Here is a 15,366-nt window from a genome sequence, read left to right as displayed (position 1 = left end):
TGTTTATCGAGGTCATTTAGTAAAATTCTATCTGCAAATCTGTTCTTATGCTTCAGATATGTGTTGATTCGACCCCAATTATCACAAAAAGTTGAGCCACATTAAAACTTTTGTTGTTAATGTGGCTCTTTTTATCGGCGGTTACTATCGCTTAACGCTTATTCAACGTTCGCATAACTATCAGGCGGCCAGAAGCTCTTTGGCGTTAGCAAGGGTATTACGGGTGATTTCACTGCCGCCCAGTAAGCGAGCCAGTTCTTGCAGACGGGCATTTTTGTCCAGCAGTAGCATTTGGGTTTCAGTCTCTTCCCCATCGGTTTGCTTGCTGACATAGAAGTGCTGGTGACCATTACCAGCAACCTGCGGTAAGTGCGTAACGCACATAACCTGAGTCGATTCACCTAACTGACGCAGCAGTTTGCCGACGATAGCGGCGGTTGGTCCGCTGATACCGACATCCACTTCATCGAATATTAGCGCCGGGGTATCCATTTTCTGTGCGGTAATCACCTGAACCGCTAAAGCAATACGTGACAGTTCACCACCAGACGCTACTTTAGACAGGCCCTGTAACGGTTGCCCCGGGTTAGTGCTGACCCGGAAATCAACCCGATCCGCACCTTCAGTGTTCAGATGTTCTGGTTGCCATTCCACATCAATAACCAATTGGCCGTGCGGCATGGCCAGCGAGTGCATACTGTCAGTTATCATGGTAGAGAGCTCTGCCGCATAGTGAGCACGTTGAACATGCAAACGTTTAGCCACTTCCAGTGCTTGTTTGTGATGCTGAGCAACCGCTTCGGTCAATGCTTCGTAGCCATCGCCCTGACGGTTAATTTGCTGTTGTTCATCCAACAGTTGCTGGTGAAGTTCGGGCAGTTGCTCTGGTGCAATATGATGCTTACGTGCTAAAGCTAATTGACGGGACAGGCGCTGTTCCAGTTCATACAGGCGTACCGGATCCATATCCATTCGCTCTGAATAATGGCGAAGCTCTTCGCTGGTTTCGCTAACCTGAATAGAGGCCTCCTCCAGCATGGTCAACAGGCCAGCCATTTTTTCATCGATAGAGGAAAGCTCTTGCAGGCTATGTTTGGCATGATTCAGCAGGCTGAGTACGTTCTGCTCTTCATTTTCAGCCAGTACCTGTAAGGCATCCTGACTGAGTGAAAGCAACTGACCACTGTTAGCCAGACGCTTGTACTCTTCATCTATCTGCTCATATTCACCGGCCTGAGGAGCAAACTCATTCAGCTCTTTCAGTTGATATTGTAATAGCTGCTGGCGAGACTCATGTTCAAGGCTCTGCTGTTGGAACAGAGCCAGTTGCGCACAGCTCTGATGCCAGCATTGATATGCCCGTTGCATCTCAGTAGCCAGCTCAGTCTGATGCATATAAGCATCCAGCAGGTGTTTTTGGTGTTCAGGTTTTAGCAGGAGCTGGTGCGCATGTTGACCATGAATTTGAATCAGTAGCTGGCCCAGTTCACGCAGTTGCGAAACGGGAACGGCGGTACCGTTAATAAAACCACGGGAACGACCATCGGCACTGATCACCCGGCGTAGCAGGCACTCGTGCTGATCGTCTAACTGATTATCTTCCAGCCACTGGCGAGCTGCCGGGGTATCTTTCAGGGAGAAGCGGGCACAGATATCGGCCCGATTGGCGCCATTACGTACCATTGCCGCTTCAGAACGGCTACCCAGACATAAGCCTAATGCATCAATAGCAATAGACTTACCGGCACCGGTTTCACCGGTAATGGCAGTCATACCTGACTGAAAATCAATTTCCAGTTCGCGAACAATGGCAAAATTACTAATGGTTAACTGTGCCAGCATGATTATCTTCCTGTATAACCTAATAACTGTAGTTACATACAGTATAATATGGTTTTATATACAGTAAAGAGGGATAGCTGATTTTTCAGAATAATTTTTTAGACCATCCTAATTTTGTACTTAATGTATTGTAGTAGCTGTAGTTTTTAGGATGAATTAAATTGAGATGAGCCTCACTGCGTTTGATGATCACTTCTTCATCTTTTTGGATTGGTAGGGCTATCTGGCTGTCACAGCTGATTTCCAGGTCACGACTATAGTGAGAGAACTTCAGATGAATAACGCTGTTACTACTGATAACCAGCGGTCTGGAGGTTAGAGTGTGTGGGAACATCGGTACCAGAGCAATGGCATCCAGCGTTGGTGTCAGAATAGGGCCACCGGCGGACAGGGAGTAAGCGGTAGAACCGGTAGGGGTTGAAATGATCAGACCATCAGAACGTTGCGAGAAGGCAAAGTTATTGTCTATATACACTTCAAACTCGATCATATGGGCGACTTTCCCCGGATGCAGCACCACTTCGTTAATGGCGGTGCTAAGACGGGTTGGCTGGCCTGCGCGATGCAACTGAGCTTCCAGTAAAAAGCGTTTTTCGGTGATGTACTCTCCGGCAAGCACTTCAGAAAGTTGCTGGTGCAGATTATCTGGATTAAGGTCGGTAAGAAAACCGAGATTGCCACGGTTAACCCCAATCACTTTAATATCATAGCGCGAGAGAACCCGGGCTGCCCCCAACATATTTCCGTCACCGCCAATCACCACGGCCAGGTCGGCCTGTTGACCAATTTCTGACAGGCTGCCAGTGGTCATATCTTCCAGTTTCAGGTCGTTTGCTATTTGTTGCTCTACAATAACGGTATAACCGTTGCTCTTTAGCCAATGGTATAGTGTCTTGTGTGTCGCTAGTGCTGAAGGATGACGTGGGTGTCCGACTAACCCAATGCAACTGAACTTGTTATTATTCATTTAATTTTTCCTGTCAGATGCGACAATAGCATCCATACAATATGAATGACTTCCTTGATTCGTCAATTTTCATCCCCATAATATAAGCGAACAAGTGAGCGTAATGCCAAACTGCGGAGATTTACATGAGTAGTAAAGAACAAAACACCCCTAATGAGCAAGTCTTGGATGAGACATTAAACGAGCACCAGCAAGTGGAAGGCGCAGAACAAGCCGCAGAGTCAGTCATAAATACTCAATTTTTTGAGCAAATTGCTAACCTGGAAGCTCAACTGGCTCAGGCTCAACAGCAGGAGCGCGAGAATATTTTACGCGTTCGTGCCGAAGTTGAAAACGTTCGTCGTCGCGCAGAGCAGGATGTGGAAAAAGCACATAAATTTGCTCTGGAGAAATTCTCTATTGAGTTGCTTCCGGTCATTGATAACCTGGAGCGTGCTCTGGCCTCTGCCGATCAAGAGAACCCGGATTTTGCTGCTCTGGTGGAAGGTGTAGATCTGACCCTGAAATCACTGTTGAATGCAGTACGTAAATTTGGCGTAGAAGTGGTGGAAGAGGTTAATGTTCCGTTCAACCCTGAGCTGCATCAGGCAATGACGATGATGGAGTCTGCTGACCATGCACCAAACCACGTAATGATGGTGATGCAAAAAGGTTATACCCTAAATGGTCGTCTGATTCGTCCGGCCATGGTCGCGGTTTCTAAATAGCTGGTATAAAAATTAATGCTAATGAAGCTTGATAATAATTAGCGTTATGATTAATGTGAGATAAGAGTCTAAAACAGGTCTTATCTCACATTTTTGAATTTTCATTATTATTCATTAAGTTAACTTCTATTTTCTGTTTTTCCTTCCATTTTCCATCAGTTATACCTTACTAAATACCCATTAATAGCTAGAGCCTATTCTAATGATAGGTAAGACCGCCCGTGATACTTGATCAGTATCAATTTGATATTTCCCTTACCAGAGATAATCCAAGCGATTTTCATCATGAGGTAGGATTTTCTCATGACATTCCAATAAGACAGAGAAGAATGTGAGGGAACTATGATAAAGAAGCTAATCGTAGGAGCTTGTGCTTTAGGCATAGTCGGTTATCTGGGGACGGCAGCCTATATCTACAATTATGACGCTAAGCGAAGCGAGCGTTTAATTGCCACCGCGGCACCGAAAGGTGATGCACACGTAAGGGAAATTTTTTATCAGCGCGGTTGCGAATATTGCCATACCGCTAATGCCGATATGCCTTTCTATGCGTCATTCCCAATTGCCAAGCAATTGATGGAACATGATGTGAAGATGGGCTATGTACACTTTAACCTGCAGGCCACCATGGACAGCCTGGTTAATAATACGGCGGCACCAGAGTCTGATTTGGCTAAAATTGAACGTGCTATTCAGGACGAGATCATGCCTCCTAGCCGCTATACGGCGGTGCACTGGAGTGGTGGCGTAACGGCAGAAGACAAAGCAGCTATTCTGGCGTGGGCACAAGATCAGCGTTCTAAATACTACGTGACTGAAGGTGTAAGTCCGGCCTTTAAAAACGAAGTCGTTCAACCATTACCAGCACCTATGCCAACGGATCCAAAGAAAGTGGCCATGGGTTCCATCCTTTATCATGACAACCGTTTATCCGGTGACAACTCACTGTCATGTGAAACTTGTCATAAGTTAGACGGCGGCGGTGTTGATAATCTGATTACGTCAAAAGGTATCAATGGTTCAATTGGACCAATCAACGCACCAACCGTATTTAACTCGGTATATAACGTTGAGCAGTTCTGGGATGGCCGTGCGAAAAACCTGCAAGAGCAAGCGGGTGGACCACCGCTTAACCCAATTGAAATGGGCTCAGAATCCTGGGATCAAATCATTGGCAAACTGTCTCAGGATCCGGCTCTGACCGCGGCATTTACTGAAGTTTATCCGCAGGGTTTCAGCGCAGATACTATCACTGATGCTATTGCTGAGTTTGAAAAGACCCTGGTAACGCCAAACAGTGCATTTGACCGCTTTATGAAGGGTGATGATAGTGCATTGACTGCTCAGCAGAAGCGCGGCTTCCAACTGTTTAAAGACAACAAGTGTGGAACCTGTCACGTAGGTAAAAACCTGGGTGGTCAGTCGTTTGAAATGATGGGCCTGAAAGAAGACTACTTCGCTGCTCGCGGTAGTATTACTGATGTGGATCAGGGCCGTTTCAACTTCACTACCTTTGAACGTGACCGCAACCGCTTTAAGGTGCCAACGCTGAGAAACATCGAACTGACGGCGCCATATCTGCATGACGGCAGTATGGACACCCTGAAAGGGGCGGTTGAGATGATGCTTAAGTACCAGTTAGAAGTTAATCTGCCAGAGAAAGATGTAGACGATATCGTTGAGTTTCTGAAGTCTACTACCGGTGAATATAAGCTGGATCAACCAACTAAGCTTTAATATTGACTGACGTTACCATGTATAACCGCGCTAAATAGCGCGGTTATTTTTTTGCGTCAGACAGAAAATTAAAGGTTATCTAATTGCCAGCGAATAGGTGTTAAACCTTGCTGTTCTAACAATGTATTCGCCTGAGAGAAGTGCTTACAGCCAAGGAAACCGCGATGAGCAGATAAAGGGGATGGGTGAGGTGCTGTCAGTACGTGATGGCGTTGACGGTCGATAATCCGTCCTTTCTTTTGCGCATGAGAACCCCATAACATAAAGACAATTCCATCACGATGTTCGTTGATAGATGCAATCACCTTATCGGTAAACGTTTCCCAACCTAAACTGGCATGGGAGTGCGCTTTACCAGCCTCAACGGTGAGTACGGTATTAAGTAACATCACCCCTTGTTCCGCCCAGCTTTGCAAATAACCATGGTTTGGGCGTTGAAAACCGGGAATATCGGTCATAAGTTCTTTATACATATTGACCAGTGACGGCGGTGGTTGGATTCCCGGTAATACTGAAAATGACAGACCGTGTGCCTGATTAGGGCCGTGATAAGGATCCTGACCCAGTATCACCACTTTGATGTCTGCCAACTCTGTTGAACTGAACGCATTGAAAACATCTTTTTGTGGAGGGTAGATCACTTTTCCAGCCGCTCTTTCACAAGCGACAAACTTGAGGGTGTCCTGAAAGTAGGGCTGCTGTTTTTCCTGACCAATAACATCGTGCCATGTCAGTTTGTCGCTCATAAAGGATCTCCTTTCTTTTGAATGGTCTATCGAGCGCTAAGAAAAAGTTATCGCTGAATAATACAGCAAGGCGATGACGATTATGATCTTTTAATCGCACTTTCAGGCAATGAATCGACGGTGGTTATAAAAAAAGTTGAAAATTTACAAAAATAATTAAATGTTAAAAACTGACAAAAATTGATATAAAACAAAAAACTGACCAAAATGTAATTTTTGGTATGATTTTAAAATTGATTTTAATCAAAGAATGTTAACAGTATCACTGATATATAAGATGAAAAATAATGTTAGTTTTGTATCACTAATGTTACGACTGAATGAATTCGATATTGTTACCCCAAAAGATTAGGGGGAACTTAAATTTAAAATACTGATGGAGGCACCAAATGATTACTGGTATCCAAATTACTAAAGCTGATAACTCTGCGCTTCTGAACTCTTTCTGGTTGTTGGATGATGAAACTGCTGAAGCACGTTGTGTTTGTGCAAAAGCTGATTATTCAGAAGATCAGGTTGTTCCTGTTAGCCAACTGGGCAAAATCGAATACCGCGAAGTTCCAATGGAAGTTAAGCCAACCGTACGTGTAGAAGGTGGTCAACACCTGAACGTTAACGTACTGAGCCGTGATACTCTGGAAGATGCGGTTAAGAACCCGGAGAAATACCCACAGCTGACGATTCGTGTATCTGGCTATGCAGTGCGTTTTAACTCACTGACTCCGGAACAACAGCGTGATGTTATTACTCGTACTTTCACTGAAAGTCTGTAGTAGGTAGTTGTTTTTTGAAGGGCCGCTGGGAACAGCGGCCTTTTTTTATTGTTTTTAGGCGGATAGTTGCAGTGTAAGTTTCGCTGCTTTGGGTGTTGTGTTTATTTCGGCGGTGGTGTCTGCGTCGGGTATTGGGGCGAACGGCTTCTACATAGTCTTGCTGTTTGAATGTTTGGTTCAGTGTAAATTTCGCCGCTTTAAGTGCGGTGTTTATCTCTGCAGTGGAGTTTGCGTCGAGCAGAGGGACGTTGGGGCGAACGCCCCTCTGCACTCCCCGCGCCTGCGCAGCCGACTGTTGACCGCCGCGTTGCGGCGGCAACCTCAGTCAGCAAAAAAAATGACGCACCGGCGCAGAGCCGGAGTACTCGCCTCATCCATGAGGCTCGGCCCTTTGGGCCAGCACTTTGTGCTGTTCAAAATTGCTCCTGCAATTTTGTCCGACGTCGCTGCGCCTCGACCCGCATCCCTGCGTGTCGTGCTATTTTTTTGCTTCCTTCGGCAACATTCGGATGCTTTAACTTGAAGGGCTAAGGGCTAAGGGCTAAGGGCTAAGGGCTAAGGGCTAAGGGCTAAGGGCTAAGGGCTAAGGGCTAAGGGCTAAGGGCTAAGGGCTAAGGGCTAAGGGCTAAGGGCTAAGGGCTAAGGGCTAAGGGCTAAGGGCTAAGGGCTAAGGGCTTCAAAAGATAACGGCTCCGAAGGGAGCCGTTATTTCATTATGCTTTATCAGTAGGTGTATCCGGAGAGGCGGGCTCATTGGCTGGCTTACGCCGTTTACCTACGTTTTTACTGTCCCGATGGCGGACTTTTACTTTGACCTTTTCTTTATTTTTCTCTTTTTTCTTTTCTGCCGCTTTTTCTTTAGCTCTCTTGGATTGCTTGCGGCCGTTGGTTGGTCCCGGGGCTTTGCTGGTTGGGCGTAATTCATCAATCACGCGCATTTTCAGTGGTTCCTGAAGATAGCGTTCGATTTTACCCAGCAACAGATGGTCGTGAGATTCCACCAGAGAAATAGCGATACCTTTTTTACCTGCACGGCCGGTGCGGCCAATACGGTGCAGGTAGGTGTCGGCAGTGCGCGGTAAGTCAAAGTTGAAGACGTGACTGATGTCCAGAATATCCAGACCGCGAGCGGCGACATCGGTGGCTACCAGTACGTTAACGGTTCCATCCTGCAGGCGTTTAATCGCTTCATTACGTTTCGCCTGTACCATTTCACCTTCAAGATAGAAACAGGTAATACCGGCATCACGCAGCCAGGTTACCAGCTCATGCAAACGTTCACGTTTACGCACGAAGATAATGGCTTTATGTATATCGGGCTGTTTCAGCAAATGGCAAAGCAGGGCGGTTTTATGTTTAATATCATCAGCACGATAATACCACTGATGAATTTTTTTACGTTCGCGGCGTGAAGGGTCTGCTTCAATTTCTACCGGATCGTTTAACAGACGCTCAGCGAAATCACGAATCGCTTCCCCTTCCAGGGTGGCAGAAAACAGCAACGTTTGTTTACGCCAGCGGGTCTCGGCTGCGATGCGTTCGATGTCCTGAGCAAAACCCATGTCTAACATACGGTCTGCTTCATCAAGGATTAGCGTTTCTACCGCACGACAGTCAAAATTCTCTTCTTTAATATATTGCAGCAGGCGACCGGTAGTCGCGACTACAATATCCTGATTCTCGCTGAACACTTCAGCGTGATTCATATAAGCCACACCGCCGGTAATAGTCGCAATGTCCAGATGAGTATGGGCCGCCAGTTCACGCGCCTGTTCTGCTACCTGCATTGCCAGCTCTCGGGTTGGCGTCAGGATCAGAATGCGCGGTGGGCCGGACTTTTTGCGCGGATAATCGAGCAGGTGCTGAAGTGCGGGCAGCAGGAATGCCGCAGTTTTACCGGTTCCCGTCGGTGCGGAACCCAGTACGTCACGTCCATCCATTGCAGCCGGAATAGCCGCGGCTTGAATGGCGGTTGGGCGCTCATAGCCCTTGTCACTTAATGCATCCAGCAACGGCTGGTCGAGATCGAGTGCGGAAAAGTCTAATACTGTCATGGTCTACCTCTGCTTGGGGCGCCGATTATAGATGTATTGGGCAGGATCTTCATCTGTTATTGTTGACATCAGGCATTTATCTTCGTTTTCAGTTAGAATTCATCTGGCATTATTGATGAGTGAAATTATTGGCAAAATACAGTGTAATTCTCTGTATTGGCCATAAAAGCGTATGGGCTATTTATGCAGGTTACGATGAAACAGAGCAGTGAGAAACCTTTACTTCGCCGCGGTGGTTTCACATTTAAGCAATTTTTTGTCGGTCATGATCGCTGTGGAATGAAGGTCACGACGGACGGCGTTATTTTGGGCGCCTGGACTCATGTAGGTTCAGGTCGACGCGTTCTGGATATTGGTACCGGAACCGGATTATTAGCACTGATGCTGGCGCAACGTAGCGAACAGCAGGTTATGATTGATGCGGTTGAGATTGATCTTGCCGCCTGTCAGCAAGCGCAAGAGAATGTTCAGGCTTCTCCGTGGCATCAGCGTATCCGGGTATTTCATCAGGATATTGCTGATTATGCTGAAATAGCAGATAGCGGCTATGATTTAATCATCAGTAATCCTCCTTATTTCCCGGAGGGAACGGATTGCCGCGATGAATCCAGGGCTAAAGCGCGTTATACCCATATTCTTAACCATCAGAATTTATTAATGTATGTTGATAAATTGCTGACGCCACAGGGGCGATTCTCGGTGATGTTACCCTGCGCCTCTGGTGAACAGCTGGAAAAACAGGCGTTGGCGATGGGATGGTTTGTTGCACGTCGTACCTGGGTTTGTGATGTTCCGGATAAAGCACCGTATATTGTGCTACTTGAGTTATCCAAAACACCACTGATTTGCGATGAACAGAAGTTGGTGACGCATCAACCGGGTAGAAAAGATTACACCGAAGCATTTAAGCAGTTAGCCAAAGATTTTTATCTTGCTCTCTGAAAAATATATAAAAATTGCGTGATGAATTAATGCAATCTTTTGTATAGAGTGAGGCTGAAAATGGAAAATCATGTTAGCCTACACCGAATCAGGCCGGAAACAGCAGCGTATTGGCTAAATATCCTGACGCCATGCGCCTGATGGGAGCTCCGGAACGACAAAATAACAGGCAGATTGGTTGAAAAACCAGCTAACGATACAATTACGCGTGAGATGTTGGGAACTAATCATTCAACAGCGTCTCTAAGAGGTTGCTTGCTCAAATTAGTACAACAATAAGTTTGGCAGCACGAAACGCATCGAGATAGTTGAGGAGACTTTACCTCGAATGAGCGAGCAGTTAACCGACCAGGTGTTGGTTGAACGGGTCCAAAAGGGCGATAAAAACGCATTTAATATTCTGGTCGTTCGTTACCAGAATAAAGTTGCGGGCCTTGTTTCCCGCTATGTACCACAGGCGGATGTCGCCGATGTGGCGCAGGAATCCTTTATTAAGGCCTACAGAGCGTTGGAGTCTTTTCGTGGTGACAGCGCTTTTTATACCTGGTTATACCGAATAGCAGTAAATACCGCGAAAAATTATTTAGTGGCTCAGGGGCGCCGTCCTCCCTCAAGTGATGTGGATGCCGGCGATGCAGAAAACTTCGAAAATGCAGGTGCATTAAAAGAAATTTCGAACCCTGAGAACTTAATGTTGTCAGAAGAACTGAGACGTATCGTTTTTGGAACTATCGAGTCATTGCCTGAAGATTTAAAGATGGCAATCACCCTGCGTGAAATCGATGGTTTAAGCTATGAAGAGATTGCAGAAATCATGGATTGCCCGGTAGGAACAGTAAGATCAAGAATATTCCGGGCCCGTGAAGCAATTGATAATAAAGTACAACCACTGATACAGCGATAGTATTTGTATCTGACTTCCAGGATGTTGTAAGAGAAAGGGTATTAGGCATGCAAAAAGAAAAGCTTTCCGCTCTGATGGATGGAGAAAGCATTGATAACATGGTTATCAATGGACTGTCCCAAGATAGAACGCTTCAGCAAAGCTGGCATCGCTACCACCTGATTCGCGATACTCTGCGTGGAGATATCGGCGAAGTGGTTCATTTCGATATAGCAGACAAAGTCGCCGCCGCACTGGCGCTGGAACCAGCGTTATCTGGTGTTGATAAACCGGTGGTATCACAGCCTCATCCGGCAACCTGGCAGAAGATGCCGTTCTGGCACAAGGTTCGCCCATGGTTTGCTCAGGTTGGGCAAATTGGTGTAGCAGCCTGTGTGTCTCTGGCGGTGATTGTTGGTGTTCAACAATATAACCAACAGGGTTCTGACAGTACGCCAGACGCTCCGGTATTTAATACTATTCCGTTAGGCGGGCAGGCATCACCAGTTAGTTTTGATGTGGCAACGGAAGGCGCTCAGAATACTAATCAACAGGTTCTGGAGCAGCGTAAACGTATTAACGCCATGCTGCAGGACTACGAATTACAACGACGTTTACACGCGGAACAGCTGAAAATCGCACCAAGGGCTGATACCAGTGCAAAAACCAGTAATTCTGCGTCAACAGGGTTAACTCAGTAGTCGATGAAACCAATCGCGTTTATTGTTTGTAGTTTGCTGGGGGGACTCCCCCTGGCTGCGGTTTCCGCACCGAATCCAACAGAAGTTTTATTGCAGCAAATGACTAATGCCAGTCAGACTTTAAGCTATGAGTTCTCTTATGTGAACGTTAGCAAAGTTGGCATTGAATCCCTGCAGTACAGACACTCTATACAAAATGGTAAACCACTGGTTCAGCTAATTAATATGGATGGACCTCAGCGGGAGGCAATACTGCGCGGTATCGAAGTGAGTTACTTTGAGCCCGGCATGGAGCCTTTTAGCATTCGCGGTGACCATATTGTTGACTCATTACCCTCTCTGGTATTTGCCGATATTGATCGCTTAGAACAAAACTATGATTTTGTTCCGGTGGGACGGTCACGTATTGCTAATCGTATTTGTGATGTTGTGCGGGTCGTGCCGCGCGATGGGTTACGCTATAGCTATGTCGTTTGGTTAGATACTGAAACTAAGTTGCCTCTGCGTACTGATTTACTCGATCGGGATGGCGACACGCTGGAGCAGTTTCGCGTAGTGGCTTTTAGTGATGGTGATAGCGTAAAAGCGAAAATGGCCAACTTTTCAATGCCGGTTATGCCACCGCTGTTAGCCGTTCCTCCCGGTGATAAACTAACCATGCGCTGGAGTGTGGGCTGGTTACCTCAAGGTTTTTCCGAATCCTCACGCAGTCGTCATACGGTTTCTGATGCGAAAAATAGCGTAGTGGAATCCCGACTCTATTCTGATGGTTTATTCAGTTTCTCTTTGAATGTGTCCCCGAATAATTATCAGGGTCAGTCCAGCGAACATTCGTTACGTCAGGGGCGTAGAACTATTCATACTGAAATCCGTAATAATGTAGAAATTACGGTGATTGGTGAATTACCTCCGGCTACAGCCAAACGTGTTGCTACCAGCGTCGTTGTGAATTAAGGCTGATAAATGTTACGTGAGTGGGCGACCGTCATCGACTGGCAACAGGGCATTGCGACTTTACGCTGTGAACAGCAGGCGGGTTGCAGTAGCTGTCAGTCAAAAGCTTCCTGTGGTACCCGTGTATTGAATAAGTTAGGGCCTCAGGTTATTCACGATTTGCAAATTGCGGTTGAGCAACCCTTATTACCAGGACAGCGTGTTGAACTGGGAATCCCTGAAGCCGGTGTACTGCTATCTGCACTGTTAGTGTATATGGTGCCTCTGTTCGGCCTTCTATTGTGTTCCGGGCTGTTTTATTATTGGTTGGAAAGCGATATTGCTGCGATTATCGGGGCCGTCATTGGGGGTGTTGGTGGTTTTGCTATTGCGCGTTTTTATGCCGCCAGGTTTGCGACTAATGCATCAGTTCACCCGATTATATTGCAGATAGGTATTCCTGCTGTTAGTCAAACCGGGAATTAAATTTCACCGAATTCCTGCGTTCTTGCCGTTTTTATCTATTCTCAATAACACAATAGAAAAATCACCCCGCGGGGCGGAGTGATTGATTCAGGAAGATAGGATGATGAAAGCGTATCTGACTTATTTATAAATGATCGCAGTACCGTGGATGTTTTCGCTGGTAGATGCAGAGTTAATATAATAATGACTTGCACCCATCGCATCAGCTTTAGCTGCCAGTTTACTTTCCAATGCGGATAAAGAACGCGCATCGCTGGCAGAAACAGTACCAATCTTATCCAAATTTTCTGTTTGAGTGCGAGTCACTTGTTCAGCAGCGAAAGTGCTGAAAGACAAAGTAGTCAGGATAGCGGCAGTAGCAATAAATTTGATGCTTTTCATAGTGGGTAACTCCAGTTAGTTAAAATGTTGAAAGATTGTTGTCTTTCGGTAACACACATTCTAGATGAGTTACTCTAAATGAATAGCGGAGAGAATTGATTTACTTGTTCAATTTATTTGAATTTATAAGCACGTGATGTTTTACATCTGAAGTTTCATTTTTTTTCAATTTAACGCGATGACAGATTTCAGTAATAATTCATCGGAAAAAAACAGTTACAGCAGCAGTTAACTGGTTAGCAGATAGCGTATGTTGCTATGTTTTAGTCATAGTGACGTGTAGAATGTCCGCCAGTTTAGAGATTAAGTTAATTTTTGCTGTGTGGGGATTGGCAATATATTCCTTGCATCAGTGGGTTTCTGTATCAGCCGGATCTAGGTAAATGACTGATAATAAAAGTATAGCAAATAAGAATATAAGAAACTTTTCGATCATCGCCCACATTGACCACGGTAAGTCGACGTTGTCCGACCGTATTATTCAAATTTGTGGCGGGTTGAGCGATCGTGAAATGGCGGCACAGGTTCTGGATTCTATGGATCTGGAGCGGGAGCGTGGCATTACCATTAAAGCGCAAAGCGTGACGTTGGATTATAAGTCACAGGATGGTCAAACCTATCAGTTGAACTTTATCGATACCCCGGGGCACGTTGACTTCTCTTATGAAGTATCGCGTTCACTGGCGGCTTGTGAAGGTGCGTTGCTGGTGGTTGATGCCGGACAAGGGGTAGAAGCCCAAACGCTGGCAAACTGCTACACCGCGATTGAAATGGATCTGGAAGTGGTTCCGGTTCTGAATAAAATCGATTTACCGGCTGCGGATCCCGATCGTGCGGCTCAGGAAATTGAAGATATTGTTGGAATCGACGCGACCGATGCCGTTCGCTGTTCGGCTAAAACCGGTATGGGTGTGCCTGACGTACTGGAGCGCCTAGTTCGCGATATTCCGCCACCGTCAGGTTCGGCAGATGAGCCTTTACAGGCGCTGATCATCGATTCTTGGTTTGATAACTATCTTGGCGTTGTGTCGCTGGTGCGTATTAAAAATGGCGTACTGCGTAAAAACGATAAGATCAAAGTGATGAGTACCGGCCAAACTTATGGCGTGGATCGCTTAGGTATATTTACACCGAAACGGATAGATACCGAAGCCCTTGGCTGCGGCGAAGTAGGCTGGGTAGTTTGTGCCATTAAAGATATTCTTGGCGCACCGGTAGGGGATACCCTGACCAATGCGCATAAGCCAGCAGAAAAAGTGCTGCCGGGCTTTAAAAAAGTTAAGCCTCAGGTATATGCAGGTCTGTTCCCGATCAGTTCTGATGACTATGAAGCGTTCCGTGATGCATTGGGCAAATTGAGCCTGAATGATGCGTCTCTGTTTTATGAACCAGAAAACTCAACGGCGCTGGGCTTTGGCTTCCGCTGTGGTTTCCTGGGCCTGCTGCATATGGAGATCATTCAGGAACGTCTGGAGCGCGAATACGATCTTGACCTGATTACTACCGCACCAACGGTGGTATATGAAGTGATCACCACGACTGGTGAGACGGTTTATGTCGACAGCCCGTCTAAATTGCCGCCGTTGAACAATATTGAAGAGCTGCGTGAGCCTATCGCGGAGTGCCATATGTTATTACCTCAGGAGTTTCTGGGTAATGTCATCACGCTGTGTATTGAGAAGCGTGGCGTGCAGACCAATATGGTGTATCACGGCAATCAGGTTGCTCTGAGCTATGATATCCCGATGGCTGAAGTGGTTCTGGATTTCTTCGATCGCCTGAAGTCTACCTCTCGTGGTTATGCTTCACTGGATTATGGTTTTAAACGCTTCCAGACTTCTGACATGGTGCGGGTAGACGTGTTGATTAACGGCGATCGAGTGGATGCTTTAGCATTGATCACTCACCGGGATAATTCACAAAACCGCGGTCGCGATCTGGTAGAAAAAATGCGTGAATTAATTCCACGCCAGCAGTTTGATATCGCGATTCAGGCCGCTATTGGTAACCACGTGATTGCCCGTTCAACGGTCAAGCAGTTACGTAAGAACGTATTGGCCAAATGTTACGGTGGCGACGTGAGCCGTAAGAAAAAGCTATTGCAGAAACAGAAAGATGGTAAGAAGCGCATGAAGCAAGTGGGGAACGTCGAAGTTCCTCAGGAAGCGTTCCTGGCTATTCTTCACGTTGGTAAATAAGTAATAAGGAGTTCGC

At 46.3% G+C, this 15,366-nt stretch carries 14 protein-coding genes; 9 read left to right on the top strand and 5 right to left on the bottom strand.

From position 1 onward, the window contains the following. Positions 1-180: 180 nt before the first annotated feature. Together recN and nadK are read right to left on the bottom strand one after the other, a co-directional pair. On the bottom strand, positions 181-1,842 hold the full coding sequence (recN, locus tag EKN56_RS12450) for a DNA repair protein RecN (RefSeq protein ID WP_130592070.1): 1,662 nt from the start codon (positions 1,840-1,842) through the stop codon (positions 181-183). 85 nt (positions 1,843-1,927) lie between these two features. After that, positions 1,928-2,809 carry an NAD(+) kinase gene (gene nadK, locus EKN56_RS12445; protein WP_130592069.1) on the bottom strand — a complete coding sequence of 294 codons (882 nt, stop codon included), beginning with the start codon at positions 2,807-2,809 and terminating at the stop codon, positions 1,928-1,930. Positions 2,810-2,934: 125 nt separating this feature from the next. On the opposite strand from nadK, the gene grpE reads away from it, so the two are divergent. Both grpE and EKN56_RS12435 read left to right on the top strand, forming a co-directional pair. Then, a complete protein-coding gene (grpE, locus tag EKN56_RS12440; protein WP_130592068.1) occupies positions 2,935-3,516 on the top strand; it encodes a nucleotide exchange factor GrpE in 582 nt (193 codons plus the stop codon). 342 nt (positions 3,517-3,858) lie between these two features. Then, positions 3,859-5,253, top strand: a complete 1,395-nt coding sequence (locus EKN56_RS12435; RefSeq protein WP_130592067.1) for a cytochrome c peroxidase — start codon at positions 3,859-3,861, stop codon at positions 5,251-5,253. 68 nt (positions 5,254-5,321) lie between these two features. On the opposite strand, the gene ung is transcribed toward EKN56_RS12435, so the two are convergent. Beyond that, a complete protein-coding gene (ung, locus tag EKN56_RS12430; protein ID WP_130592066.1) occupies positions 5,322-5,999 on the bottom strand; it encodes a uracil-DNA glycosylase in 678 nt (225 codons plus the stop codon). A gap of 389 nt (positions 6,000-6,388) precedes the next feature. On the opposite strand from ung, the gene grcA reads away from it, so the two are divergent. Further along, positions 6,389-6,772 carry an autonomous glycyl radical cofactor GrcA gene (grcA, locus tag EKN56_RS12425; RefSeq protein ID WP_130592065.1) on the top strand — a complete coding sequence of 128 codons (384 nt, stop codon included), beginning with the start codon at positions 6,389-6,391 and terminating at the stop codon, positions 6,770-6,772. 713 nt (positions 6,773-7,485) lie between these two features. Here grcA and srmB read toward each other — a convergent pair. Continuing rightward, positions 7,486-8,826, bottom strand: a complete 1,341-nt coding sequence (srmB, locus tag EKN56_RS12420; protein ID WP_130592064.1) for an ATP-dependent RNA helicase SrmB — start codon at positions 8,824-8,826, stop codon at positions 7,486-7,488. 195 nt (positions 8,827-9,021) lie between these two features. Here srmB and trmN point away from each other — a divergent pair, with 195 nt between their 5' ends. The 5 genes from trmN (at position 9,022) to rseC (ending at position 12,771) form a co-directional block, all read left to right on the top strand. Then, a complete protein-coding gene (gene trmN / locus EKN56_RS12415) occupies positions 9,022-9,768 on the top strand; it encodes a tRNA(1)(Val) (adenine(37)-N(6))-methyltransferase TrmN (RefSeq protein ID WP_130592063.1) in 747 nt (248 codons plus the stop codon). Between the two features lie 328 nt (positions 9,769-10,096). Beyond that, on the top strand, positions 10,097-10,672 hold the full coding sequence (gene rpoE, locus EKN56_RS12410; RefSeq protein ID WP_108900045.1) for an RNA polymerase sigma factor RpoE: 576 nt from the start codon (positions 10,097-10,099) through the stop codon (positions 10,670-10,672). A 47-nt stretch (positions 10,673-10,719) separates the two neighbouring features. Then, positions 10,720-11,352 carry an anti-sigma-E factor RseA gene (gene rseA, locus EKN56_RS12405; RefSeq protein ID WP_130592062.1) on the top strand — a complete coding sequence of 211 codons (633 nt, stop codon included), beginning with the start codon at positions 10,720-10,722 and terminating at the stop codon, positions 11,350-11,352. A 3-nt stretch (positions 11,353-11,355) separates the two neighbouring features. Further along, entirely contained in the window at positions 11,356-12,306 is a 951-nt protein-coding gene (rseB, locus tag EKN56_RS12400; protein ID WP_130592061.1) for a sigma-E factor regulatory protein RseB, read from the top strand. A gap of 9 nt (positions 12,307-12,315) precedes the next feature. Further along, positions 12,316-12,771 (top strand): SoxR-reducing system protein RseC, encoded by a 456-nt coding sequence (gene rseC, locus EKN56_RS12395; protein WP_130592060.1) that lies wholly within the window; start codon positions 12,316-12,318, stop codon positions 12,769-12,771. A gap of 120 nt (positions 12,772-12,891) precedes the next feature. Here the strand turns inward: rseC and bhsA are convergent, their stop codons facing one another. Beyond that, positions 12,892-13,152 (bottom strand): multiple stress resistance protein BhsA, encoded by a 261-nt coding sequence (gene bhsA / locus EKN56_RS12390; protein WP_130592059.1) that lies wholly within the window; start codon positions 13,150-13,152, stop codon positions 12,892-12,894. Positions 13,153-13,535: 383 nt separating this feature from the next. Here bhsA and lepA point away from each other — a divergent pair, with 383 nt between their 5' ends. After that, a complete protein-coding gene (gene lepA, locus EKN56_RS12385) occupies positions 13,536-15,350 on the top strand; it encodes a translation elongation factor 4 (RefSeq protein ID WP_130592058.1) in 1,815 nt (604 codons plus the stop codon). Positions 15,351-15,366: the final 16 nt, after the last annotated feature.

The sequence above is a fragment of the Limnobaculum zhutongyuii genome, from assembly GCF_004295645.1.
GTDB classification, from domain to species: domain Bacteria; phylum Pseudomonadota; class Gammaproteobacteria; order Enterobacterales; family Enterobacteriaceae; genus Limnobaculum; species Limnobaculum zhutongyuii.
The sequence above is the reverse complement of the archived record's forward strand: the minus strand, read 5'-3'. Positions and strand labels throughout refer to the sequence as shown.

Excerpts from the sequence above, each read along its gene's own strand:
- recN (WP_130592070.1), bottom strand. The coding sequence starts at position 1,842 with ATGCTGGCACAGTTAACCATTAGTAATTTTGCCATTGTTCGCGAACTG.
- nadK (WP_130592069.1), bottom strand. The coding sequence starts at position 2,809 with ATGAATAATAACAAGTTCAGTTGCATTGGGTTAGTCGGACACCCACGT.
- grpE (WP_130592068.1), top strand. The coding sequence starts at position 2,935 with ATGAGTAGTAAAGAACAAAACACCCCTAATGAGCAAGTCTTGGATGAG.
- EKN56_RS12435 (WP_130592067.1), top strand. The coding sequence starts at position 3,859 with ATGATAAAGAAGCTAATCGTAGGAGCTTGTGCTTTAGGCATAGTCGGT.
- ung (WP_130592066.1), bottom strand. The coding sequence starts at position 5,999 with ATGAGCGACAAACTGACATGGCACGATGTTATTGGTCAGGAAAAACAG.
- grcA (WP_130592065.1), top strand. The coding sequence starts at position 6,389 with ATGATTACTGGTATCCAAATTACTAAAGCTGATAACTCTGCGCTTCTG.
- srmB (WP_130592064.1), bottom strand. The coding sequence starts at position 8,826 with ATGACAGTATTAGACTTTTCCGCACTCGATCTCGACCAGCCGTTGCTG.
- trmN (WP_130592063.1), top strand. The coding sequence starts at position 9,022 with ATGAAACAGAGCAGTGAGAAACCTTTACTTCGCCGCGGTGGTTTCACA.
- rpoE (WP_108900045.1), top strand. The coding sequence starts at position 10,097 with ATGAGCGAGCAGTTAACCGACCAGGTGTTGGTTGAACGGGTCCAAAAG.
- rseA (WP_130592062.1), top strand. The coding sequence starts at position 10,720 with ATGCAAAAAGAAAAGCTTTCCGCTCTGATGGATGGAGAAAGCATTGAT.
- rseB (WP_130592061.1), top strand. The coding sequence starts at position 11,356 with ATGAAACCAATCGCGTTTATTGTTTGTAGTTTGCTGGGGGGACTCCCC.
- rseC (WP_130592060.1), top strand. The coding sequence starts at position 12,316 with ATGTTACGTGAGTGGGCGACCGTCATCGACTGGCAACAGGGCATTGCG.
- bhsA (WP_130592059.1), bottom strand. The coding sequence starts at position 13,152 with ATGAAAAGCATCAAATTTATTGCTACTGCCGCTATCCTGACTACTTTG.
- lepA (WP_130592058.1), top strand. The coding sequence starts at position 13,536 with ATGACTGATAATAAAAGTATAGCAAATAAGAATATAAGAAACTTTTCG.